Below are 25254 nucleotides of genomic sequence, written 5' to 3' on the forward strand. Positions count from 1 at the left end.
GACTTTTCTTTTTATTTATTGTTAGATCGGGTGAAGCGTTAGCTTAAGGCTTCCAGTTTAGCGAATTTTAATACCAGCCACTTATCGCCTTCCGCCTCAAAGTTAACCTGTACTTTAGCGCTTGGGCCATCGCCTTCAAAGTGTTTAATCTTGCCTTTACCAAAGACCGGGTGGTTAACCCGTTGACCGAGGTAAAAACCGGTGTCTTCGCCGTCATCACTTAGACGCGTAGGCTCATCATATTGCTTCCTACCACCTTGGTAGCCACCGCTATATGACCCACCAAAACTGACAGGACGGCTTATGGTGCTTTTAACCCGTACTTCTTCCAGCATGTCGTCGGGAATCTCTTTAACGAAGCGCGACACGCTATTATAGGTTTCATTGCCGTGCAGACGACGGTTCTCGGCGTAAGTTAAGTAGAGCTTTTCCATCGCCCGAGTAATGCCCACATAACACAGACGTCGTTCTTCCTCGAGACGCCCGGCTTCTTCCAGTGACATTTTATGGGGGAAGAGGTTCTCTTCCATACCCGCCAGAAATACCAGCGGGAACTCCAGGCCTTTGGCGGAGTGCAGTGTCATTAACTGTACCGCATCTTCAAACTCATCAGCCTGCGCTTCACCGGCATCCAGTGCGGCGGTATCCAGGAAAGCCACCAGCGGTGTAACATCCTCTTCGGCATCCGGCTCAAAGGCACGACAGGCGTTAACCAGTTCCTGCAAGTTTTCAATACGGGCCTGACCTTTTTCACCCTTTTCCGCCTGGTGGAAATCGTAAAGCCCGGAGTCTTTAACCACTAATTCGACTTGTTGCTCCAGCGACAGATCCGCCACATTGTCCTGCAGTGATTCAATCAGTTTAATAAAACCTGCTACCGCATTAGCAGCACGGGCAGTCAGGGTTTTATTGTCGATCATGCCCAAGGCTGCACGCCAGAGGGAGCTGCCGTGTTCACGGGCATAGAGACGAATATTGTCGACAGTCTTGCCACCAATGCCGCGAGTCGGTGTATTGATAACCCGTTCGAACGCGGTGTCATCGTCGCGATTAACGATCAAACGTAGATAGGACAGCGCATTTTTAATCTCAAGGCGCTCATAGAAGCGCTGGCCACCGTAGATACGGTAAGGCACAGCTTCCCGCAATAAGGCTTCTTCAAGTACACGGGATTGGGCATTAGAGCGGTAAAGAATAGCAATACTGTCGCGGCGTTTGCCCTGTTTTTCCCAATCCTGAATTCGCTCAACGATAAAGCGGGCTTCATCGTGCTCATTAAAGGCGGCATAAAGCGATAACTTATCGCCTTCTTCGCCATCGGTGCGTAACTCTTTGCCCAGACGGCCCTGATTATTTTCAATCACCGCATTGGCGGCATTGAGAATATTGGCCGTAGACCGATAATTCTGCTCGAGCTTAACCGTTTCAGTACCGAGGAAATCCGACTCAAACTTACGGATATTTTCAATCTTGGCACCACGCCAACCGTAAATGGATTGGTCATCATCACCTACGGCTGTGACCCGACATTGATCACCGGCCAGAACCCGCAACCAGGCATACTGAATAGTGTTGGTATCCTGAAACTCGTCCACCAGAATAAACGGGAAGCGCTCCTGATAGTGTTTTAAGATGCTCGGGTTATTGAGCCAGAGCTCATGAGCACGCAACAGTAACTCGCCAAAGTCGACCATGCCGCCGAGCTGACAGGCCTCTTCGTAAGCACGGTAAACCTGCAGCATGGTGTTTTGGTAAGGATCACCACTGGGCTGAATATAGTCCGGACGCAAACCTTCATCTTTCTGGGCATTGATATACCACTGGAACTGACGCGGTGGCCAACGTTTATCATCCAGGTTCAATCCCTGGCAAACTCGCTTGATCAACCGTAGCTGATCATCACTATCCAAAATCTGGAAGTTCTGTGGCAGCTTGGCATCTTGCCAATGGGCCTTTAATAAGCGGTGGGCAATGCCGTGGAAGGTACCCACCCACATGCCGCGGGTGCCAATACCCAACAGCTCTTCAATTCGGCCACGCATTTCACGGGCCGCTTTGTTGGTAAAGGTCACCGCTAAAATGCCGTAAGGGGAAACCTGTTCCACCTGAACCAGCCAGGCTATACGGTGCACCAGTACACGGGTTTTGCCACTACCTGCCCCCGCTAATACCAATTGGTTAACAGGAGGAGCCGACACCGCTTGGCGCTGGGCATCATTTAAAGAATCGAGAATAGGGGAAACGTCCATGGCTGACATTCTATCAGAGAATGACTGTAAATATAGCCAGTAAAATGCGGAGAAATAGGGCCAGATATTAAAAATCTGTAGCAAAACTACAAAATGCTTGGGAATTTACTACATTTTTTATAATATCGCGTTTTTACGCCCTCCAGGCATGTTAAACACTCTGTCCAAGGAAGCCAGCCACAGTGAAACCCGCAACCCTTACCCAACAAATCGGTGATGCCATTGGTGAAATGCGCAAATCTGAGCGCAAGGTTGCCGAGTATGTACTTAACAATCCCAACGACATTATCCATATGCGGATTGTCGATTTGGCTTCCCAGGCTGAAGTGAGTGAACCAACGGTGGTGCGTTTCTGCCGTGCTATTGGTTGCGATGGCTTTCAGGACTTTAAACTCAATCTGGCTCAACAACTGGCTTCCAGCCCAAGCTTTGGTCAAATTGCGGTAACGGATCATGACTCTGTGGCAGACTTCAGCCACAAGGTATTTGATTCCACTATTGATACCCTGCTTAAGACCCGCGATTCGTTGGACCCTGAAATTCTAGACCAGGCCGTTAGTGCGTTGTGTAATGCCAAGCGGGTAGAATTCTTTGGTTTTGGAGCCTCCGGTGCAGTTGCCGCTGATGCCCAACATAAATTCTTCCGCCTACAATTGGCCACCGCAGCTCATTCGGATCACCATATCCAGAATATGTCCGCCATGTCGATGGAACCCGGCGATGTGGTAGTTGCCATTTCACAAAGTGGCCGTACCCGCGCACTGTTGCATTCCATGGAAATGGTGCAGCAGATGGGTGGCATTGTGATTGCCATAGCACCCAGTGGAACCCCGGTCATTCAGCAGGCTACGATTCCCATTGAAGTGGATGTGGAAGAGGATATTGAGATTTATACCCCATTGTCTTCCCGAATTGCTCACCTGGTTGTGATTGATGTGCTGGCCATTGGTGTAGCGCAACGCAAAGGCCCTGAATTGCACGATCATCTATTCCGTTTAAAGCAGGGTCTGCGCAAGCTGCGTATCCAGCCGGAAGATCGATAAAAACTACCCTCTCTTTGTGTTTAAAGAGCAGGCCAGATAATGGCAAGGTAGCGACCGACTTTGCCAACAGTCACCAGCAGTAAAAAGCCCCAGATATTGACGCGCAATACACCGGCGGCAAAGGTAAGCGGATCACCAATAATCGGCACCCAGGCCAGCAACTGGCTGGGTAATCCCCAACGTTGATAGTGATTAATCGCCCGCTGTAGCTTGTGTGGTTCAACCCAGCGGTTGGGCTGTAATAACTTATGTCCTAACCAAATCCCCAAACCATAGTTCATTAAACTGCCACATATATTGCCTACACTGGCGACTAACAGACATAGCACTGGCGACAAGCCGGACTCCACCAATCCCAAGAGCACAATTTCTGAGCCCAAGGGAATCAGGGTGGCGGCAACAAAACTAACAATAAATAACGCCAGATATGCACCGTATTCGCTGTAGCCGTTGAGGCTAATAGGGTCTAGGGATAGAGCTTCCATAAGTGCTTTGTTTGATGTCGTGTTTATAGCGGCCCTGTAGGACATGTCCTACACAAGTTTCCGCTTGTTGCGACTATTTTATGTTTTGATGTTTATGAATAATAAGCATCAACAAGGACGTAGACATGGATGTTCACAAGGCCAAGTAAGGTCAAGGGACGCGCTTTTATCGATGTGGCAGGATAGCCCACAGATCAAGGACAATGGAAACTCGTGATCGATCGATAATTGTCGCTTTGCCTGGGTGCCAGTCAGGGGTACTCAACTTTTAGGGTTCTGGGGAGTGGGCTGCAGCCCACTCGCTTTTCCCTACTTAGCTTTCTACTATTTTTTCTTAACGACTATTTTTTGCTATTAAGAGAAACTCACGGTTTCCATCACCACCCTTAATTGGGCTGTCGATATAGGCTTGGGTTGTTAACCCCAGTGATTCCACCTGCTGTTTTATCCTGTGCTCAACCTGATGATAAAGCGCGGCATCCTTCACTATGCCACCTTTACCAATCCCCTCTTTGCCCACTTCAAACTGTGGTTTAACCAAACTGATTAGATAACCATTTTGTTTAATCAATGGTGTAAGAGACGGCAATATTTTGGATTGTGAGATAAAGGAAACATCCATTACCGCCACATCAAAACCTTGCTCTTCTGTGTGCGATAGCAGTTTTTCTGCGGGAAGGTCTCTAGCATTGATACCTTCGTAACAGACAACACGGCTGTTTGATCGTAGAGTTTGATCCAATTGATCCCTACCAACATCGACACCTACAACGAGTTTGGCGTTTGCCTGTAATAGGCAGTCGGTAAATCCACCGGTGGACTGGCCAACATCAAGGCACAGCTTGTCTTCTATAGGAATAGCAAACTGGTTTATCGCGGCTTCGAGTTTTAAACCACCTCGGGAGACATAACGATCAGAATCATCACCGGCAATGCGAAGCTCCGTAGCTTCTTCGAGTTTCACACTGGGTTTAGATAGGGATTGCCACTGCCCAGCCAGCTTATATTCAACACGACCGGCAGCGATGGCTTTTTGAGCATGGGTGCGCGATTTGCTCAGGCCTTTTTCCACCAATAACAGGTCTGCACGCACCATAAGCGTTGTTTACTCTACGGTAACCGACTTGGCCAGGTTACGCGGCTGATCCACATCGGTGCCTTTAAGAACGGCGACATGATAAGACAGTAACTGCAGTGGCAGGGTGTAAACCAGTGGTGCGATTGAATCATCAACATGCGGCAGGTTTATCACCACCGTACTTTCGTCATTCACAAAGCCGGAGTTTTTATCGGCGAAGACAAACAATTTACCGCCGCGGGCCTGAACTTCCTGTAGGTTGGATTTCAGCTTTTCCAACAAGTCATCGTTTGGTGCAACAGCAACAATAGGCATGTCACTGTCTACCAACGCCAGCGGACCATGCTTTAACTCACCGGCGGGGTAGGCTTCGGCGTGGATATAGGAAATCTCTTTAAGCTTTAGAGCCCCCTCCATTGCCACCGGGTACTGCACACCACGACCGAGAAACAGTGAATGATGTTTTTCAGAGAAAGCTTCACTGGTATGCAAAATAGTGTCATCCAGTGCCAGCACATCTTCACACAGTTGTGGTAACTGATGCAGAGCGCTTACCAAAGCCTGCTCTTTGTCTGAAGACAGGTTGTGACGACGACCCAAAGCAATACTCAACAACTGCAGTGCCACCAACTGGGTGGTAAAGGCTTTGGTAGATGCCACACCGATTTCAGGCCCAGCCAGGGTCATAAAGCTTAAGTCCGATTCTCGGGCCAGGGAGCTGTTAGCAACGTTACAAATCGTCAAACTGGCAAGATAACCGGCTTCTTTGGCAGAACGTAATGCCGCTAAGGTATCCGCGGTTTCACCGGATTGTGAGATGGTGACAAACAGTGAGTTTTTCGGCACAACCACTTTGCGGTAACGGAATTCGCTGGCTACTTCGACATAACAGGGGATACCTGCCCAGTCTTCCATCCAGTATTTCGCCACTAAACCCGAGTGGTAGCTGGTACCACAAGCGACAATCTGTACCGATTCAACCTGGTCAAAAATCGCTTTGGCTTCTGCGCCAAAGGCTTCTTCCAAAACCTGAGTTTTACTGATGCGACCCTGTAAGGTATTGCGCAAGACTTTTGGCTGCTCGTAAATTTCCTTGAGCATATAGTGGCGGTATTCACCTTTATCCGCCGACTCTTCGGCTTCAGTCAGGGTGACAATCTTTCGCTCAACCTGTTCACCATTGGCATCAAAAATACGTAGTTGATCATTGCGAATATCGACCAGATCACCTTCTTCCAGGAAGATAAAGCGATCGGTTACCTGGCGAAGTGCCAGTTGGTCGGAGGCGATAAAGTATTCTTCAATACCCACCCCAATCACCAATGGGCTACCACTGCGGGCAGCAACCAGGCGATCTGGTTCCTGAGTATTAATAACGCCCAGGGCGTATGCGCCTTCAAATGTTTCCACTGCTGCTTTTACGGCGGAGAACAGGTCTTTGCCCTGCTTCACCAGATCATTCACCTGGTGAACAATCACTTCGGTATCAGTTTCTGAGGCAAAGCTATAGCCTTTACCTGTTAATTCTTCACGCAGTTCATCATGATTTTCAATAATGCCGTTATGTACTACAGCGATATTATCGGAAGCGTGTGGATGAGCATTTTTTTGGCTGGGTTTACCGTGGGTCGCCCAACGAGTATGGGCAATACCGATAGTACCTTTGGTAGGGCTTTGTTCCAGCAAGGCTTCCAGGCTGGCAACCTTGCCCATCTCCTTGCGAACCTGTAATTGCAGGTCATCATCAATCAGTGCAACACCGGCTGAATCATAGCCACGATACTCTAGGCGCTTTAGGCCCTCGATCAGAATACCAAGTACATTACGCTGGGCTACCGCGCCCACAATTCCACACATAGACTTTCCGTTAACTAAATTCTGTAGTTTTTAATTATTCTGGTTTTACTTCTTTTCTGGCTTGGGCCAGTTATCAATATTGCGCTGTTTACCTCGCGCCACCGCCAGTTGGTTAGCCTCAACGTCTTTGGCCACGGTTGAACCGGCGCCAACGGTAGCACCGGCACCAATTTTAACCGGTGCAACCAAAGAGCTATTCGAACCAATAAAGGCACCATCACCAATTTCGGTTTTCGACTTGTTAACGCCATCGTAATTACAAGTAATGGTACCGGCACCAATATTAGCGCCTTCACCTATTTCGGCATCACCGATATAGGTCAGATGATTAACTTTACTGCCCACACCAATATTGGCTTTCTTGGTTTCAACAAAGTTACCAATTTTTGCTTTGCTCGAAAGATTGGTTCCCGGGCGCAAGCGGGCAAAAGGACCAATATCACATTGGTCGGCAACAACGGCATCTTCCAGCACACTGTTGGCTTTGATAACGGTATTATCGCCAATACGGCTGTTGGTAATCACACAGTTGGGGCCAATTTTGACGTTATCGCCCAGTTTAACATCGCCTTCAAACACACAGTTGATATCAATCTCGACATCACTGCCAGCACTCAAACTGCCGCGGCAGTCGAAGCGACTCGGGTCAATCAGAGTCACCCCTTCAACCATTAACTGTTCGGCCAAGTGCTGTTGATAGTAACGCTCCAACTCTGCCTGTTGTTGACGGTTGTTAACACCCAGAACTTCCATCTCGGAATCCGGGTTAACGGTATTAATCACGATGCCTTCACTCTGTGCCAGGGCGATGACATCAGTGAGATAGTATTCTTGCTGGGCATTATCGCTGGAGAGCTGTGGCAACCAACGCTGAAGATCAGCATTACGCATGGCCATCACTCCGGTGTTAACCTCATTGATGGTTAACTGCTCTGGATTGGCATCTTTCTGCTCAACAATGGCGGTTACCAAACCATCGGGATTGCGAACAATACGTCCGTAACCAGTAGGGTCTTCCAGCTTAACCGTTAATAAGCCCATAGCACCTTCGGCCACAGTATCAACTAGCTGTTCCAGAGTGCTGGATTTAATCAATGGCACATCGCCATAGAGGATCAAGACAGTAGCATCATCGCGTAGGGAAGGGGCGGCCTGCTGAACAGCATGGCCAGTACCCAATTGTTCAGTTTGCATCACAAACTGTACATCATCACCGGCTAAACGCTGCTCAACCAATTCTGCGCCATGACCAATTACCACATGCAATTGAGCATCATCAAATGAGCGAGCGGTATCGAGTACATGGCCAAGAAGAGGGCGGCCTGCGACAGGGTGAAGGACTTTGGGTAAATTGGACTTCATGCGGGTGCCTTTACCCGCTGCCAGCACCACGATATCAAGCATAGAAGTGACCTGATCCTTGTAAGTCTGCAAATAAAAAAAGGGCAGCTAATGCTACCCTTTTTTAGGTTGAGATGCTGCTAATTCCTGAACATTTTCAGAAGTTAGTATTCACTCAAACTTATTTTCTCATGTTGCGCATAGCCTGAATGGTGCGCAATTGAGCTGCAGCTTCAGCCAACTGAGCCGCTGCACGAGAGTAGTCAATTTCGCCACTCTGGTTGTGCAATGCTTGTTCAGCTTCTTTCTTGGCCTCGAGGGCTGCCGCCTCATCCATATCATCGGCACGCAGGGCAGTATCTGCCAGAACGCTTACATGGTAGGGCTGAACCTCCAGGTAACCGCCGGAAATATAGTAAACCTCTTCCTCGCCATCTTGCTTGATAACGCGAATTGGGCCAGGCTGCAGACCAGTCAGTAATGGGGCGTGGCCGTAGCCAATACCTACATCACCTTCGGAACCTGCGGCAATCACCATTTCGACCAGGCCGGAAAAGATTTCTTCTTCTGCGCTGACGATGTCACAGTGAACAGTCATAGCCATTTGCTTTTGCCTCTCGGAGGATCGATTAACGGCTTTTCTCGTTAAAGAGTCAAGTCGCTAATCGACGGCTGTATTCATCATAGGGCTGAGTGAATCACCCAACCCTAAGACACTTACATGTTCTTGGCTTTCTCGACAGCTTCGTCGATGGAACCAACCATGTAGAACGCCTGCTCTGGCAGATCGTCGTAGTCACCAGTCAGCAGGCCTTTAAAGCCAGCCAACGTGTCTTTCAGTGATACGTACTTACCTGGAGAACCGGTGAATACTTCAGCAACGTGGAAAGGCTGAGACAGGAAACGCTCAATCTTACGAGCACGGTTAACAGTCTGCTTATCTTCTTCAGACAGTTCGTCCATACCCAGAATCGCGATGATGTCTTTCAGCTCTTTGTAGCGCTGCAGTACAGTCTGTACACCACGGGCAATGTCGTAATGCTCTTGACCGATGATCAGAGGATCCAGCTGACGTGAAGTAGAGTCCAGAGGATCAATTGCTGGGTAAATACCCTTAGAAGCAATGTCACGGCTCAGTACAACAGTGGAGTCCAAGTGAGCAAAGGTGGTTGCTGGAGATGGGTCAGTCAAGTCATCCGCAGGTACGTATACCGCCTGAACCGAGGTAATAGAACCGGTTTTGGTGGAGGTAATACGCTCTTGCAGAGCACCCATTTCTTCAGCCAGAGTTGGCTGATAACCTACCGCAGAAGGCATACGACCCAGCAGTGCAGATACCTCGGTACCCGCCAGGGTGTAACGGTAAATGTTGTCAACGAACAGCAGTACGTCTTTACCTTCGTCACGGAACTTCTCAGCCATAGTCAGGCCGGTCAGTGCAACACGCAGACGGTTACCGGGGGGCTCATTCATCTGGCCGTAAACCATGGCAACCTTGGACTCTGCTGGATTCTCAACGTTTACAACGCCAGCTTCCTGCATCTCGTGGTAGAAGTCGTTACCTTCACGAGTACGCTCACCAACACCGGCAAATACTGAAAGACCAGAGTGTTTCAGTGCGATGTTGTTGATCAGCTCCATCATGTTTACGGTTTTACCTACACCGGCACCACCGAACAGACCAACTTTACCACCCTTGGCGAATGGGCAAACCAGGTCAATAACTTTAATGCCTGTTTCCAGCAGGTCAGCAGAAGCTGCCAGCTCGTCATAAGCAGGTGCTTTACGGTGAATTGGCATGCGCTCTTGCTCACCAATATCACCACACTCATCAATAGGGTTACCCAATACATCCATAATACGGCCCAAAGTCTCAGTACCAACAGGTACAGAAACTGGGGCATTGGTGTTCTCGACGGTTAAGCCACGGCTTATACCTTCCGAAGAACCCATCGCAATTGCGCGTACCACGCCGTCACCCAACTGCTGCTGAACTTCCAGGGTCAGGCCCTTGTCAGCGACGGTCAGTGCGTCGTAAACCTTAGGTACAGAGTCACGAGGGAATTCCACGTCGATAACGGCACCAATAATTTGTACGATACGTCCGCTACTCATTTCCGGATCCTCAATTACAAAGTTATAAATTCAAAAAACGTTAAACCGCTGCGGCGCCACTTACGATCTCGGACAGCTCTTGTGTAATAGCCGCCTGACGAGCCTTGTTGTACACAAGCTCCAGATCGTCGATCAGGTCACCCGCGTTATCGGTTGCGTTCTTCATCGCAATCATCCGCGCGGCCTGCTCACATGCACCGTTTTCAACAACAGCCTGGTATACCTGAGACTCAATATAACGAGTCAAAAGACCTTCGAGCAGAGTTTCAGCGTCTGGCTCGTACAGGTAATCCCACGTGTGTTTCAGTTTTTCGTCTTCGTCCGCTTGCAGAGGCAACAGCTGATTTACGAACGGTGCTTGAGTCATGGTATTCACGAACTCATTACCCGTCAGGTACAGCTTGTCGATTTTGCCTTCCGCGTAAGCGTCCAACATAATTTTTACACTGCCGATCAAATCAGCAACGCTGGGTTCTTCACCCAAGTCACGCACTGCAGCTACTACATTGCCACCGTAACTGTTAAAGAAGGCTGCGGCTTTGGCACCGATCAAACACAGATCGATTTCAACGCCCTGATCACTCCACGCCTGCATGGATTTGATAGCGGCCTTGAACATGTTGACGTTCAAACCACCACACAAACCACGGTCTGTGGATACCAGGACAAAGCCTACACGCTTCACCTCGCGCTCTTGCAAGTACAGGTGCTTATATTCTGGGTTGGCACTGGCAAGATGACCTACAACCGAACGAATACGTTGGGCGTAGGGCTTACCAAGCTGCATGCGGTCTTGTGCTTTACGCATTTTACTCGCCGCCACCATTTCCATGGCGCTGGTGATTTTCTGCGTAGATTTAATACTCGATATCTGAGTACGAATTTCTTTTCCGCCTGCCATACCGGCCCCCGAACAAATTCTGTTTCATTTACGAGGTTTGGCTAACCAAACCTCGATTCAACATTTACCTTCAGCTTATTAAAAAGTCTGAGTGGATTTGAACTTGTCCAGAGCAGCTTTGAAGCCGGCCTCAATTTCACCGTTGTAATCACCGGTTTCATTGATTTTCTTCATCAGATCAGCGTTTTCGCTGTTCATGAAAGAAAGCAGGGAAGCTTCGAAGTCACCGAGTTTGGCAACCGCAACGTCTTTCAAGTAGCCTTCGTTCGCTGCGTACAGAACAACACCCATCTCTGCAGTAGACAGAGGAGCGTATTGCTTCTGCTTCATCAGCTCAGTTACGCGCTCACCGTGATCCAGCTGGGCTTTGGTAGCCTCATCCAGGTCGGAAGCAAACTGAGAGAAAGCCGCCAGCTCGCGGTACTGTGCCAGAGCGGTACGAATACCACCGGACAGTTTCTTAATAATCTTGGTCTGTGCAGAACCACCAACACGAGAAACCGAAATACCGGCGTTCATTGCAGGACGGATGCCGGCGTTGAACAGGTCAGTTTCCAGGAAGATCTGACCATCGGTAATGGAGATCACGTTGGTTGGTACGAATGCAGATACGTCACCAGCCTGGGTTTCAATGATAGGCAGGGCGGTCAAAGAACCGGTTTTGCCTTTCACTTCACCGTTGGTGAACTTCTCAACGTACTCAGCGTTAACGCGAGAAGCACGCTCCAGCAGACGTGAGTGCAGGTAGAAAACATCACCTGGGTAAGCTTCACGGCCTGGTGGACGACGCAGCAGCAGGGAGATCTGACGGTAAGCCCAAGCTTGCTTGGTCAGGTCGTCTTGTACGATCAGGGCATCTTGACCGCGGTCACGGAAGTACTCACCCATGGTGGTACCGGCGAACGGAGCCAGGAACTGCATCGCAGCTGGGTCAGAAGCAGTAGCGGCAACAATAATGGTGTGATCCATTGCGCCGTGCTCTTCCAGTTTGCGCACAACAGCAGCAATAGAAGATGCTTTCTGGCCTACAGCAACGTAGACACATTTAATGCCAGTGCCTTTCTGGTTGATGATGGCATCAACGGCAATAGCGGTTTTACCGGTCTGACGGTCACCAATGATCAGCTCACGCTGACCACGACCCACAGGTACCATGGAGTCAACGGCTTTCAGACCGAATTGTACTGGCTGGTCAACACCTTGACGGGCAATTACGCCTGGGGCGATTTTTTCTACCGCGTCAGTTTGTTTGGTGCCGATTGGACCTTTACCGTCGATTGGATTACCCAGTGCGTCTACAACGCGACCCAGCAGTTCCTCACCAACAGGTACTTCCAGAATACGGCCAGTACACTTACAGGTTTGACCTTCGGCAACACTTTCGTATTCGCCGAGAACAACCGCACCTACGGAATCTTGTTCCAGGTTAAGTGCCATACCATAGACACCACCTTCAAACTCGATCATCTCACCGTACATAACGTCGGCCAGACCGTGGATACGAATAATACCGTCAGTTACAGAAACGACGGTGCCCTCGTTTTGGGCTTCAGTCTTCACTTCGAGGCTGTCGATGCGAGACTTGATAATTTCACTGATTTCAGAAGGATTCAGTTGCTGCATGCTCTGTTCCTCAATTCCTCTCTGGCAGCGCCAGATTAGGAGTTCATTGCTTCGGCGAGTTTAGCCAGGCGGCCTCGTACCGAACCGTCAATTACTGTGTCGCCAGCGCGTACTAAAACGCCGCCTAACAGGCTCTGATCTACAGAGCTGGACACATTTACATTGCGATCCAATTTGGCGCTGAGTGCCTTCGCCACTTTGTCTTGCAGGTCGCCGGACAACTCAAAGGCGGAAGTAATTTCCACATCAACAGATTTTTCCTGCTGAGCTTTAAAGCCTTCGAATAACTGTTGTACGTGCGGCAGCAGAACCAAACGGTTGTTATTAGCCAGATTCTTAACGAAGTTCTGACCACCAGCATCCAACTCATCACCACACACATCAGCAAAAGATTGACCTTTTGCATCGGTGGTCAGGTTGGGCGCTGCCAACAATTGTTTTACTGCGTCCTGCTGTGCCACTTGGGCAGCCAAAGCCAACATCTCTGACCATTTGGCCAGAGAGTCAGCAGCGAGTGCGTACTCAAACGCGGCTTTGGCGTAAGGCCGTGCCAACGTTGCAAGTTCTGCCATGATTCACCTCGCTTAAAGCTGAGTAGCTAATTTATTAACCAACTCGTCGTGTGCTTGCTGATTGATCTCAGCTTCCAGTACTTGCTGGGCACCAGCCAGGGCCAGAGCGGCAACCTTGCCACGCAATTCTTCTTTCGCGCGGTTGGCTTCCTGCTCAATGTCGGACTGCGCTTTGGCGAGCAGACGATCACCTTCAGCACGAGCCTGATCTTTGGCTTCTTCAACGATTTGATTGGCGCGCTTATTGGCAGCGTCGATGATAGTGGCAGCCTCTTCCTTCGCTTCGCGAAGTTGTTGAGTGGCTTTTTTCTGAGCCAGCTCAAGGTCTTTATCTGCACGATCAGCGGCTTCTAAGCCATCAGCAATTTTCTTTTCACGCTCTTCCATAATGGAAATCAGCGCCGGCCACACAAACTTCATGCAGAACAAAATGAACACAATGAAGGTAAGTGATTGACCGATTAGAGTCAGGTTGATATTCACACCAACACCTCTTGCTTAGTTAATTTGAAAGTCAAAGCAAAGGGGTCGTGATTAACCAGCCAGACCTGGTGCAACAACGAAGATCAGGTACATGCCGATACCAACACCGATCATTGGAACCGCATCCAACAGACCAGCCATCAGGAACATTTTACCTTGCAGGGCAGGACCTTGCTCAGGCTGACGAGCAGAACCTTCCAGCAGCTTGCCACCCAGAGTACCAAAACCGATCGCAGTACCCAGAGCGCCCAAACCGATCAGCAGAGCAGCCGCAACGTATACCAAACCAAGTGCTTCCATTGTTTTCTCCTAGATAAAAATTAAGAAGTTAAAGTTAAGTTAAAGTTAAAAAGGTAAATCTAAAAATCTTGTCGTATAAGGTGATCAGTGATCTTCTTCAACGTCGTGCGCCATGGCCATATAAACCGTGGTCAGTACCATGAAGACGAACGCCTGCAGGGTAATTACCAGGATGTGGAACACAGCCCAGGCCCATTGCAGAACACCACCAAACAAGCCCATTACCAGACCAGCACTGAACATCAGGGCGATCAGGATAAAGATCATTTCACCGGCATACAGGTTACCGAACAAACGCAGACCCAGAGAGATAGGCTTAGCGATCAGAGATACGGTTTCCAGAACCAGGTTTACAGGCACCAACAGTGGGAAGTCGATGTACCACTTGCCACTGTGGAAAGGGTGCATGGTCAGCTCTTTTAAGAAGCCGATCAGACCTTTTTGCTTGATACTGAAGATGATCATTAATGCGAATACCGTGAAGGCCATGCCCAGGGTCGCATTAGGATCAGTGGTTGGTACCACTTTAAAGAAGAAGTGCGGGTCGCCAGTCACCTTGGTCGCCGCCCACGGAAGCCAGTCTACAGGGACCAGATCCATCAGGTTCATCAGGAACACCCAGGTGAAGATGGTCAGCGCCATCGGGGCGATCAGCTTGTTTTTATGGTGGAAGATATCGTTAACGGTGTTGTTAACGAAGTCGACCAGCAGCTCAACAAAGCTTTGGAAACCGCTAGGTACGCCAGAGGTTGCCTTAGCAGCAACACGGGCGAACAGGAATGAGAAAAGAATACCCAGGCCCAGAGACCAACCCAGAGTATCCAGGTGGAGAGCCATAAAACCCATATCCGCAGCCTCTTGCGAGGAATGCGCCAAGGTCCAGGTTTCTTGTTGCACAACACTGCCGTCGTAACGAACGTAGCCCTCTGGCAGCTTGCCATAGGTCAGGTTCTGAAGGTGGTGTTGGATATATTGAGTCGAGGTCTGACCTTCGCTTGCCATAGTCTCTTCAAGTACCCTTACGTTTAAAGTTAAAAATTAAAAAGTCGTATAAAAACTCTGAAGATTTCTCAAATCTGCAAAGCGCTTATAGAACACTTCAATTCTCTGTTCATTCTGCCCTAGCGGCCAATCACCCTGGCTGCTACCACCACCTGAATCACGGTTAAGGCGATATAGGTGATAAACACAGCGGCCACATTGATCGGTTTGAGCAGGACAAACACACCTGCAAAGCCCACCAGCGTCAGCATAAACTTGCCGGTTTCTCCCATTTTGAAAGCATGGGTAATCAACCGGGCTGCGCGGGCGCCTCGATAACGGAATGCGTAAGCGGAAAAGTAGAGGTTCGGAATCACAGACAGCAAGCCTCCCGCGAGGGTCGACTTCGCCAGGACAGGGTCAAGCCACCATAAGCCGACTACCAAAGGTAGCAGCACTCCCAGTTGTACCACGGGAATACGATGGACAGGAGGTTTGGGGATACTCGTCATGGTCACTTCACCGGTAACCTTTAACGCTAATCTAGGAGCTGAGACATCTTTCTTTGCCTGGCTGAAAAAACAACCAGCAATACCTCTGCAGCCTTCCTCGACTAACCGATCCCGCCGTTTACTCTGCCTTCGACAGCTCTTACAGGCTGTCACTAAATCTCTGTTTGAATCTCTGCACCGATACGCCCGTTTTGCGAGGATTTTTTGTGGCAGTTTTGACCACAAAATCGACCGACAATTGGGCGACGCGAATTATAGGGGCTATACCCTGTCTATTCAACCGAAATTCAACCAAAACCCGCGCGAAGGCCAGAGTTTTTCTGGCTTCGGGTGTAAGTAGGGACTTTACACCCGAATCCCATATTTAGTGGAAATTCAGGAGAGGGACACTATATATCAGGCTTCATACCCCAGATGGGCTAGAATGCCATCCAGTTCATCAAGATTGTTGTAGTTCAACACCAGCTTACCCTTACCTTTGGCGCTGTGTTGAATATTGACGGGGACGCCGATTTTATCGGCCAGGCCATCCTGAAGCTTCTTCAGGTCAGGATCAATTTTAGCCGCCGGCACCGCTTTGGTCTGCTGTTGCTGCAAGCGGCGCACCAAGGCTTCGGTCTGACGCACAGACAAGCCTTTAGCGACGACCTGACGGGCAATCTGACGCTGATCATCGGCAGACAGGGTCAACATAGAGCGAGCATGGCCCATTTCCAGATCACCGTGCTCGAGTAATTTTTTCACCTCGTCGGTCAAGGCTATCAGGCGCAACAAGTTGGTGACTGTGGTTCGGGATTTACCGACGGCAGCAGCCACTTCCTGGTGAGTCAGTTCAAACTCATCCTGCAAGCGTTTCAGGGCTACAGCTTCTTCCATCGGATTGAGGTCTTCACGCTGAATATTCTCAATCAGCGCCATGGCGATGGCGGCTTCATCTGGGACTTCACGGATTACCGCAGGGATCTTGTCGAGACCAGCCAACTGGGTAGCGCGCCAACGGCGCTCACCGGCAATAATTTCGTATTTGCTGTCGCTGATAGGGCGAACAACAATCGGCTGCATAACGCCCTGCGCCTTGATCGACTCTGCCAGCTCTTCCAGGGCTTCCGGGTGCATATCGCGGCGCGGCTGGTACTTGCCTCGCTGAACAAACTCAACCGGCAGCTGGGTTAACTTGCCGTCGATGCCAGGCTCGGGAGAAGTAACTGCCGCAATCGCGTCCTGAGCATCCTTACTACCAGCTGCACCACCAGCGCCTCCCAGCAGTGCATCCAATCCTTTTCCCAAACCTTTACGCTTAGCGGCCATCGGCCCTTACTCCCCTAAAAACTCTTGAAATTTATGTGCCTGAATCAGGCTTCAGCAGCCTGTTTGGCTTCTGCTTCGTTACGGCGAATCAGCTCACCGGCCAAGGCCAGATAGGCAATAGCGCCCTTGGACTGACGGTCGTAGACCAATGCAGGCTGACCAAAACTTGGTGCCTCAGCCAAACGCACATTGCGAGGCACACAAGTGCGATACAGTTTGTCACCAAAATAATCGGATAACTGGTTGGATACATCTACGGTCAAACTGCTACGTGGATCGTACATGGTGCGTAAAATACCCTCGATTTTCAGTCGCGGGTTAAGCACTTGCTGAATCTGGTTAATGGTATTAATCAGTGCCGACAGACCTTCCAGGGCGTAGTACTCACACTGCATGGGAATAATGACCCCATCACAGGTCGCCAGGGCATTCAGGGTCAGCATATTTAGCGATGGTGGACAGTCGATCACCACATAATCGTAACTGCCTCGCACCGACTCGATAGCATCGTGCAGACGGCGCTCCTTGTGATCGAGCGACAGCATTTCCACCTCGGCGGCGGTCAGGTCACCATTGGCTGGCAGCACATCATATTTACCGGACGGTGAAGCCGTAATAGCTTCCTGCGAGGTGCAATTTCCCACCAGCACATCGTAGATGGATAACTCCAACTCGGCTTTATCGATGCCACTACCCATGGTGGCATTCCCCTGAGGATCGAGATCGATCAGCAAGACACGCTTTTTGGTCGCCACGAGGGATGCGGCCAGATTGACACAGGTAGTGGTTTTACCCACACCACCTTTCTGGTTGGCAATGGCATAGACCTTATTCAACGTTAGCACCCCGTAAATTCGTTATTTTAGCCGTATAGGCCTTATAGTGATGTTATTGCGTCTAGGACGCAGCCCGGTCGCCAGTCAGCTTGTCTGTTAAAACCAACAGATGGCGCTCACCCTCATCGCCAGGAACAGATAATGCGTGGGAATCCGAAACAATATAGCGTTTTTCCAGATCGCTCAACTCATCTGTGGGGTAGATGCCTTTCATCGCCAAAAAACAGCCATCAGCGGCCAGCAGATGATGACAACCATCGGTCATATCCTTAAGACTGGCAAACGCGCGACTGATGATGGCGGAGTAGGGTGCTTCAGGTTGATGAGCCTCAACCCGGCAGTTTTCAACCTGCACATTATCGAGCTTAAGCTGGGTTTTTACCTGAAATAAAAAACGGGTTTTCTTGCCGTTACTGTCGAGCAAGGTGAAGCGTTTTTCTGGAAACATAATGGCCAGCACAACACCGGGTAAACCACCACCGGTGCCCACATCAATTACGCTGTCGCCAGCGTAAGTTTCGACAAACGGCACCACCGTTAAACTGTCTACCAAATGACGGGTAACCATTTGCAACGAATCGCGCACGGCGGATAAGTTGTAGGTTTTATTCCACTTGGCAAACAAAGCCAGGTAAGCCAGCAACAAATCAATTTGCTGATCGCTCAGCTCGACATCAATTTTTTTTGCGCCGGCCAATAAACGTTTTTTGTGTTCTGCACCGATTTCTGACATTAATTGGCCGCCTGCTTTTTCAGAAGTCCGTGTTTTTTCAAATAGATCAGCAACAGAGAAACCGCTGCCGGCGTAACGCCAGGAATACGTGACGCACGCGCTAATGTTTCCGGACGCGCCTCACTCAGTTTTTGTTTTATCTCGTTCGAGAGGCCTTCGACAATACTGTAATCAAACTCCAGCGGTATCGCGGTATTTTCATGCTGGCGCAGACGATTAATATCGTCCTGCTGACGATCAATATAACCGGCATATTTAGCCGCAATTTGTACCTGCTCTGCTGCACGCTCGTCCGCTAACGCCTCGCCTTTGAAATGGCCAATATCGTTGTATTCCAACTCGGGACGTTTTAATAAATCGTAAAGATTGTATTCACGGCTTAACGCCGAAGGCAGTTTTTGCTCCAGTTGTTTAGCTTCATCACTGCCCGCTTGAATCCAGGTTTCTTTCAAGCGCTCCTGTTCGCGTGCAATGCTTTCGCGTTTTTCACTAAACGCAGCCCAACGTTCATCATCGACCAAACCAAGCTCGCGACCTTTTTCTGTTAAGCGTAAATCTGCATTATCTTCACGCAATAACAAACGGTATTCCGCGCGGCTGGTAAACATGCGGTAAGGTTCGCTGGTACCGAGAGAAATCAAATCGTCGACCAATACACCGATATAGGCTTCGTCGCGGCGTGGACACCAGGCATCTTTTTCCTGGGCTCTGCGTGCCGCGTTCATGCCCGCTAACAAACCTTGCGCACCGGCTTCTTCGTAACCGGTGGTACCGTTAATTTGACCCGCGAAAAACAGGCCGTTAATCACCTTGGTTTCCAGGCTGTATTTTAAATCCTGCGGGTTAAAGAAATCGTATTCGATGGCATAACCGGGACGCGTGATATGAGCGTTTTCAAAACCTTTAATCGAACGCACTAATTCCAGCTGCACATCAAACGGCAAACTGGTAGAAATACCGTTAGGGTAAAGCTCATGGGTATCCAGGCCTTCCGGTTCAATAAATACCTGGTGGGAATCTTTGTCGGCAAAGCGATTTACCTTGTCTTCAACGGAAGGGCAGTAGCGTGGCCCCACACCATCAATCACGCCGGTAAACATCGGCGAGCGATCAAAGCCACTGCGAATAATCTCGTGGGTGCGCTCGTTGGTGTGGGTAATCCAGCAGCACACTTGCTCGGGATGATCCTCGACCTTGCCCATATAGGACATCACCGGTGTTGGCGTATCACCCCACTGTTTTTCCAATTCGGAGAAATCAACACTGCGGGCATCAATACGCGGAGGTGTACCCGTCTTTAAACGGTCCACACGTAAAGGCAGTTCACGTAAGCGGTGGGCCAGGGCAATCGATGGAGGATCACCTGCACGACCACCACTGTGATTTTCCAGGCCAATATGGATCAGACCACCGAGGAAAGTACCGGCGGTTAATACCACTGAAGGGGCGTAAAAACGTATGCCCATCTGAGTGACAACACCGCGAATGGTATCGCCCTCAACAATCACGTCATCAGCTGCCTGCTGGAAGATATCCAGATTAGGCTGGTTTTCCAGGATATCGCGGACAGCGGCCTTATAGCGCACACGGTCGGCCTGAGCACGGGTTGCACGCACAGCAGGGCCTTTACGGCTATTCAATACACGGAATTGGATACCGCCCTTATCGGTAGCCAGAGCCATAGCGCCACCCAAGGCATCGATTTCTTTAACCAGATGACTCTTGCCAATCCCACCAATCGCCGGGTTACAAGACATCTGGCCCAAGGTCTCAATATTGTGGGTCAACAACAGGGTCTGACAGCCCATACGTGCAGCAGCTAAGCAGGCTTCGGTACCTGCGTGACCGCCGCCAATCACAATGACGTCATAGCGTTTTGGGTAATCCATGGTTGTTGTATCCCGAGAAATCTTGGTCATGTAACGGCTTAATGTCAGTTGCCGTTACGAAAAGGGCGCACATTATAGGGTGGTCTGAGGCGTTATACAAAAACTTGGTCAAAAATTAATCTTTCTTATTTTATCCCTCTATTTGTTAATAAAGAATTATTTATATAGAGATATATGTATATATAGGTGTTTTCTAATGATGTTATATATATAAGTGAACAGTTTTTCTGTGTGTAACCACTTTTTTATTTTATAAAACAAATAGTTAAGCCAATGATAAGTGCTGTATAGAAACGGTATTTGCTGCGTGTAAACCCTGCAAACCTTGAGGATGAAAGTGTGAGTTTTCCACACAAGGGGGAGACGCTTGGTTATCCCCATTTTCATGCGGAGCAAATTCACGGTAATCCCGACACTTTATCCACAGACTCTGTGTAAAAGAGGCTTTAATGAGGTAAAAAATCCCTTTAATTCAATAAATTAGGGGATAAACCTGTGAACAATTGTGGATAAGCTCTGCAACTGATGTGTTTTAAGTCAGTTTTCTTATTACTGGGACATAAAAGAAGGGGATGAGGGTATAAAAAAGGCCTACTCGTGCAGGCCTGTTTTTGATGTAAATTTTGGTGCTTTCGGGTTATTTGCCAATACAGAAACTTGAAAATATACGCCCCAGTAGCTCATCGGGGGTAAAGTCACCGGTAATCTCTCCCAGAGCATTTTGTGCCTGGCGCAGATCTTCGGCGAGTAATTCGCCCGCGCCCATGCCTTGAAGTTGCTCCTGCCCGGTGAGTAACAATGCATGGGCGCGCTCGAGGGCATCCAGGTGACGACGACGGGCGGTAAAGCCACCTTCTGTGCTGCCGGTAAAGCCCATACAGTGCTTGAGGTGGCTTTTTAGGGCATCGATACCGATATCAGCTTTCGCTGACAGGCCAATAACCGTTTGGCCGTCTTGCTGCAGCAGACCTTGCTTTTTACCTGACAGATCGATTTTGTTGCAAACCAGGGTGACACGGCTGGGGTCTGGCAGGCGATCGATAAAGTCTGGCCAGATCTCGTGCGGATCGTGGCTGTCGTTGGTGCTGCTGTCGACCATCAGCAAAATGCGGTCGGCTTTTTCTATTTCGACCCAGGCGCGCTCAATACCTATACGTTCGACTTCATCCGGACTCTCACGTAATCCGGCGGTATCAATAATATGCAGTGGCATACCGTCGATATGGATATGCTCTCTAAGAACATCACGTGTCGTGCCTTCAATATCGGTAACAATGGCCGTTTCGCGTCCGGCCAACGCATTGAGCAGGCTGGATTTACCGGCATTGGGGCGACCGGCAATTACCACCTGCATACCCTCGCGCATAATAGCGCCCTGTTGGGCTTGCTGTTGTACGGCTTCGAGCTTGTTGATAATGGTTGAGAGATCACCTGCCACACGGCCGTCATCAAGAAAATCGATCTCCTCTTCAGGGAAATCGATAGCGGCTTCTACATAGATACGCAATTGAATCAGTGCTTCAACCAGGTCGTTAATCTTGTTGGAGAAATTACCTTGTAGAGAATGCACCGCGTTGCGCGCAGCTTGCTCGCTGGAGGCTTCGATCAGATCGGCAATGGCTTCAGCCTGGGCCAGATCCATCTTGTCATTCAGAAAGGCGCGCTCGGAGAACTCTCCTGGGCGTGCCAAGCGGGCTCCCAGTTGCATGACCCTTCGTAACAGAAGATCCATAATGACTGGTCCGCCGTGGCCTTGAAGCTCCAGTACATCTTCACCGGTAAACGAATTGGGGCTTGGGAATAGTAGGGCAATGCCTTCATCAATAGCGTCACCACCTTCATCAATAAACCCGCCGTAATGGGCCATTCGCGGTGTGAGCGGTTGGGTGGAAATGGCTTCGGCGATCTTATTAACCTTGGGACCGGAGACGCGAACAATACCGACGCCACCTTTGCCTGGGGCTGTGGCGATAGCGGCGATGGTTTCAGTGTTAGATGTAGGGTTGCTAGCGGACATGAATATCTCTGTCTAAGTGGATGCTGGCATTATAAAGAAATAAAAAAGGGGAGCTAATGCTCCCCTTATTCAAACCTTCAGCTTTCTGTTATTTAGCACCAGATTCAATCTGCTTGGTAATCACATACTGCTGGGCAATCGACAGGGTGTTGTTCACTACCCAATACAGTACCAGGCCAGCTGGGAACCACATAAACATAAAGGTAAATACAAACGGCATCATTTGCATAATACGCGCCTGGGTTGGGTCCGGAGGCGTTGGGTTCAGTTTCTGCTGAATCCACATAGTTGCGCCCATGATGATCGGCAGAATAAAGAATGGATCTTTAATCGACAGATCTTCAATCCAACCGAGGAACGGAGTATGGCGCAGCTCGACACTCTCAAGCAGTACCCAGTACAGGGCAATAAACACTGGCATCTGTACCAGGATCGGCAAACAGCCGCCGAGCGGGTTAATTTTTTCGGTTTTATAGAGCTTCATCAGCTCCTGGGACATCTTCTGGCGGTCGTCACCATAACGCTCTTTCAGGCTTTGCATCTGCGGCTGGACGCGACGCATATTTGCCATGGAACGGTAACTGGTGGCGGATAGCTGGAAGAATGCTGCCTTGATAATTATTGTCAGGGCAATAATTGACCAGCCCCAGCTACCCAGAAAACCGTGAATCCAGTGCAAGACATAGAACAGAGGTTTGGCGATCCACCACAACCAACCGTAATCAACGGTCAGATCCAGGTAGGGGGCAATCTCTTCCAGTCGATAGACATCTTTAGGTCCGGCATAGAAGGCAGATTTCAGTTCACCTTGTTGGCCTGAGGCGACTTCAACACGCGGACCAGTGAAACCCATCAGGTATAAGCCCTGAGAATTCTTGTAAATATTGAAGGTGTTGTTTTGGGATTGCTCGGGCACCCAGGCACTGAGGAAGTAGTGCTGAACCATGGCAACCCAGCCACCTTGGATACTGGTTTTGAAGCTGCCTTCATCCATATCTTCGAAGTCGAGTTTTTTGTACTTCTCTTCGGTGGTGGTCAATGCTGCGCCCAGGAATGGATTCACACCTACAGCACCACCTTTGACGATAGGTTGGTGAGCATCGCGTTTGATCTGGGCAAACAGGTTGCCTTTCCAGCTTTCGCTACTCTGGTTATCGATCAGGTAATCCACGTTGATCAGGTTGTCACCGCGAGTAAAGGTAAAGCGTTTGGTGATTTTTACATCACCCTGATCGAGGTTGAGTTCGACCACCAGCTTGTCTTCACTGTCTGCCAGTTGGTAGCTGGTTTCGCTGCTGCTAAATACCGGGCGACCAGCACTGGTATCAGTACCGTTAGGGCCAATTAAGCCGCTGCGGGCAACATAGGTTTGGGCGCTGTTCTGATTCAACAGAATAAATGGCTCTGGGTTACCGAGTTCAGCCAGGTGTTGAGGCAGGGCAACTTTAACAATGTCACCACCCTCGGTATTAATCAGCACATCCAGGGTGTCGGTTTTAACGGCAATCAGTTGAGCGCTGGCGCTAACTTCAGCTTCCTGAGGTTCGTTATCTTCTTCCGGTGCGCTGGGCAAATCATTGCCTGAGGCTGTTGCAGTTGATTCTGCCGGCACGGCAGGTGTCGTTGTGGTGGCCAGGGTAGTACTGGTATCCACCTGTGGGCGATTGCGTTCTTGGAAATCGCTCCACTCCCCAAATAATAAAATGGTGACGGCCGCTATGGCCCCCAATAAAGCTGTACGTTGCCAGTCCATCAGTGATTACTGCCGTTTTGGTAAGAATTGTTGTGGTTGTGGTCGGCCGGGGGGACTAAATCAATGCCCCCCGGATGCCAAGGGTGGCATTTTATAAGCCGCCGCAGGGTGAGATAAACCCCTTTTACAAAACCGTGTTTCTCAAAGGCTTCTTCAGAGTAGTGAGAGCAGGTGGGATAAAAGCGGCATTGATTGCCGATCCAGGGGCTGAGAAGGTAACGGTAAATATGGATAAGCTTGATCGCTATCTGTTTCACCGTGACTCTTCCTTCTTTATATAGGTATCTTTCTCGTGCTGGTGTTTGTTGGCTTTTTTGATGATGCGCTGCCACTGCTGGTTAAACAGTTTGTGCAGGGCGGCATTGTCCAACTGATCCAGCTCGCGCCGAGCCAGTACAATAGCATCGATTCCCGCTAATTTATCCTGTTGCAGGCGAAAAGTTTCGCGGGCAATACGTTTAATGCGATTGCGTTGAACAGCAAGGCGTATGTTCTTCTTGGCAATAACAAGACCTAAGCGTGGACTGTTGTTAGGTCCAGGGCTTTTACCGGGTCGGGCAAGAATCAGGATATTTTTATGGGATGCGCGAAAAGGAGCGTCATCAAAGACGCTTTGATAATCGCTGGCGTTGAGTAGGCGAAGAGTTTTACTAAATGTAAATGCCCGGCTCGGCACGCCAGCGACCTTTATCAAACAGGGAATTAAGCAGCCAGCTGCTTACGACCCTTGGCACGACGACGGGCCAAAACTTTTTGACCACCTTTGGTTGCCATACGTGAACGGAAACCGTGGGTGCGCTTGCGCTTCAGTACGCTAGGCTGAAATGTTCTTTTCATTTGAGAAACACCTGTTGAATGCTTGGATTCTGTTATTCACATGGACCTGAACTATCGTCTGGCCGTGAAAAGAGGCGGGATTTTAAAGAATCACCCCTGTAAAAGCAATGGTAAATTGGAAAATAAGGCTAATTTTTGCGCAAAAGTTTTTCTTTCTTTAGTTACTTAAGTTGCACCCAGTTTAACCCCTGTTTTTGCACAGGGTTATCCACAGGTGTGGTTAATCTTTACCCGTTAGTTGGATTTTTTTTGTGTGTATGTGAAAAAAATAATTGTATCCTAAGGTGTTGAAATTAAAGGATAAATCTGTTTTTTAGTTTGTTATTTAAGCAATCTTCAGT

The 25254-nt window shown here is 49.4% G+C and carries 24 protein-coding genes; 1 reads left to right on the forward strand and 23 read right to left on the reverse strand.

The annotated features are described in order from the left end of the window. Positions 1-38: 38 nt before the first annotated feature. The gene (gene uvrD, locus ACGHZ6_RS24340; RefSeq protein WP_390616678.1) at positions 39-2249 is read right to left on the reverse strand and encodes a DNA helicase II; all 2211 of its coding nucleotides are present in this window, start codon (positions 2247-2249) and stop codon (positions 39-41) included. Between the two features lie 182 nt (positions 2250-2431). Here uvrD and hexR point away from each other — a divergent pair, with 182 nt between their 5' ends. After that, the gene (gene hexR / locus ACGHZ6_RS24345; protein ID WP_390616679.1) at positions 2432-3292 is read left to right on the forward strand and encodes a transcriptional regulator HexR; all 861 of its coding nucleotides are present in this window, start codon (positions 2432-2434) and stop codon (positions 3290-3292) included. A 20-nt stretch (positions 3293-3312) separates the two neighbouring features. Here the strand turns inward: hexR and ACGHZ6_RS24350 are convergent, their stop codons facing one another. The 22 genes from ACGHZ6_RS24350 to rpmH form a co-directional block, all read right to left on the reverse strand. Next, positions 3313-3777, reverse strand: coding sequence for a YqaA family protein (locus ACGHZ6_RS24350; protein WP_390616681.1), 465 nt, complete (start codon positions 3775-3777; stop codon positions 3313-3315). 334 nt (positions 3778-4111) lie between these two features. Then, positions 4112-4873: a TlyA family RNA methyltransferase gene (locus ACGHZ6_RS24355; protein ID WP_390616682.1), complete on the reverse strand. Its 762-nt coding sequence runs from the start codon at positions 4871-4873 to the stop codon at positions 4112-4114. Between the two features lie 9 nt (positions 4874-4882). After that, positions 4883-6712 carry a glutamine--fructose-6-phosphate transaminase (isomerizing) gene (gene glmS / locus ACGHZ6_RS24360; RefSeq protein ID WP_390616683.1) on the reverse strand — a complete coding sequence of 610 codons (1830 nt, stop codon included), beginning with the start codon at positions 6710-6712 and terminating at the stop codon, positions 4883-4885. Between the two features lie 45 nt (positions 6713-6757). Next, positions 6758-8116, reverse strand: a complete 1359-nt coding sequence (gene glmU, locus ACGHZ6_RS24365; protein WP_390616684.1) for a bifunctional UDP-N-acetylglucosamine diphosphorylase/glucosamine-1-phosphate N-acetyltransferase GlmU — start codon at positions 8114-8116, stop codon at positions 6758-6760. 118 nt (positions 8117-8234) lie between these two features. Continuing rightward, on the reverse strand, positions 8235-8657 hold the full coding sequence (locus ACGHZ6_RS24370; protein ID WP_390616685.1) for a F0F1 ATP synthase subunit epsilon: 423 nt from the start codon (positions 8655-8657) through the stop codon (positions 8235-8237). Between the two features lie 113 nt (positions 8658-8770). Then, on the reverse strand, positions 8771-10168 hold the full coding sequence (atpD, locus tag ACGHZ6_RS24375) for a F0F1 ATP synthase subunit beta (RefSeq protein ID WP_390616686.1): 1398 nt from the start codon (positions 10166-10168) through the stop codon (positions 8771-8773). 40 nt (positions 10169-10208) lie between these two features. Next, positions 10209-11069: a F0F1 ATP synthase subunit gamma gene (atpG, locus tag ACGHZ6_RS24380; protein ID WP_390616687.1), complete on the reverse strand. Its 861-nt coding sequence runs from the start codon at positions 11067-11069 to the stop codon at positions 10209-10211. A gap of 78 nt (positions 11070-11147) precedes the next feature. Next, positions 11148-12692, reverse strand: coding sequence for a F0F1 ATP synthase subunit alpha (gene atpA, locus ACGHZ6_RS24385; protein ID WP_390616688.1), 1545 nt, complete (start codon positions 12690-12692; stop codon positions 11148-11150). 35 nt (positions 12693-12727) lie between these two features. Further along, entirely contained in the window at positions 12728-13264 is a 537-nt protein-coding gene (locus ACGHZ6_RS24390; RefSeq protein ID WP_390616689.1) for a F0F1 ATP synthase subunit delta, read from the reverse strand. Positions 13265-13276: 12 nt separating this feature from the next. After that, the gene (locus tag ACGHZ6_RS24395; RefSeq protein ID WP_390616690.1) at positions 13277-13747 is read right to left on the reverse strand and encodes a F0F1 ATP synthase subunit B; all 471 of its coding nucleotides are present in this window, start codon (positions 13745-13747) and stop codon (positions 13277-13279) included. 51 nt (positions 13748-13798) lie between these two features. After that, positions 13799-14047: a F0F1 ATP synthase subunit C gene (gene atpE / locus ACGHZ6_RS24400; RefSeq protein ID WP_390616691.1), complete on the reverse strand. Its 249-nt coding sequence runs from the start codon at positions 14045-14047 to the stop codon at positions 13799-13801. A gap of 84 nt (positions 14048-14131) precedes the next feature. Next, positions 14132-15049: a F0F1 ATP synthase subunit A gene (gene atpB / locus ACGHZ6_RS24405; RefSeq protein ID WP_390616692.1), complete on the reverse strand. Its 918-nt coding sequence runs from the start codon at positions 15047-15049 to the stop codon at positions 14132-14134. 119 nt (positions 15050-15168) lie between these two features. After that, positions 15169-15540, reverse strand: a complete 372-nt coding sequence (locus ACGHZ6_RS24410; RefSeq protein ID WP_390616693.1) for an ATP synthase subunit I — start codon at positions 15538-15540, stop codon at positions 15169-15171. A gap of 396 nt (positions 15541-15936) precedes the next feature. Then, complete coding sequence (locus ACGHZ6_RS24415) at positions 15937-16848, reverse strand: ParB/RepB/Spo0J family partition protein (protein ID WP_390616694.1); 912 nt, start codon at positions 16846-16848, stop codon at positions 15937-15939. Positions 16849-16892: 44 nt separating this feature from the next. Then, positions 16893-17684, reverse strand: coding sequence for a ParA family protein (locus tag ACGHZ6_RS24420; RefSeq protein WP_390616695.1), 792 nt, complete (start codon positions 17682-17684; stop codon positions 16893-16895). A 61-nt stretch (positions 17685-17745) separates the two neighbouring features. Next, positions 17746-18417, reverse strand: coding sequence for a 16S rRNA (guanine(527)-N(7))-methyltransferase RsmG (gene rsmG / locus ACGHZ6_RS24425; RefSeq protein WP_390616696.1), 672 nt, complete (start codon positions 18415-18417; stop codon positions 17746-17748). Beyond that, positions 18417-20306, reverse strand: coding sequence for a tRNA uridine-5-carboxymethylaminomethyl(34) synthesis enzyme MnmG (gene mnmG / locus ACGHZ6_RS24430; RefSeq protein WP_390616697.1), 1890 nt, complete (start codon positions 20304-20306; stop codon positions 18417-18419). The genes rsmG and mnmG overlap by 1 nt, the downstream gene beginning before the upstream one ends. Positions 20307-20943: 637 nt before the next feature. Beyond that, positions 20944-22323: a tRNA uridine-5-carboxymethylaminomethyl(34) synthesis GTPase MnmE gene (gene mnmE, locus ACGHZ6_RS24435; RefSeq protein WP_390616698.1), complete on the reverse strand. Its 1380-nt coding sequence runs from the start codon at positions 22321-22323 to the stop codon at positions 20944-20946. A gap of 88 nt (positions 22324-22411) precedes the next feature. Next, positions 22412-24076, reverse strand: a complete 1665-nt coding sequence (gene yidC, locus ACGHZ6_RS24440; RefSeq protein WP_390616699.1) for a membrane protein insertase YidC — start codon at positions 24074-24076, stop codon at positions 22412-22414. Beyond that, entirely contained in the window at positions 24076-24408 is a 333-nt protein-coding gene (gene yidD, locus ACGHZ6_RS24445; RefSeq protein ID WP_390616700.1) for a membrane protein insertion efficiency factor YidD, read from the reverse strand. Before yidD ends, yidC begins: the two co-directional genes overlap by 1 nt. Further along, the gene (rnpA, locus tag ACGHZ6_RS24450) at positions 24330-24752 is read right to left on the reverse strand and encodes a ribonuclease P protein component (RefSeq protein ID WP_390616701.1); all 423 of its coding nucleotides are present in this window, start codon (positions 24750-24752) and stop codon (positions 24330-24332) included. The genes yidD and rnpA overlap by 79 nt, the downstream gene beginning before the upstream one ends. Before the next feature lie 26 nt (positions 24753-24778). Continuing rightward, positions 24779-24913 carry a 50S ribosomal protein L34 gene (gene rpmH, locus ACGHZ6_RS24455; RefSeq protein ID WP_390616702.1) on the reverse strand — a complete coding sequence of 45 codons (135 nt, stop codon included), beginning with the start codon at positions 24911-24913 and terminating at the stop codon, positions 24779-24781. Between the last annotated feature and the right edge of the window lie 341 nt (positions 24914-25254).

Source organism: Maricurvus nonylphenolicus (genome assembly GCF_042854845.1).
In the GTDB taxonomy this organism is placed as follows: domain Bacteria; phylum Pseudomonadota; class Gammaproteobacteria; order Pseudomonadales; family Cellvibrionaceae; genus Maricurvus; species Maricurvus nonylphenolicus.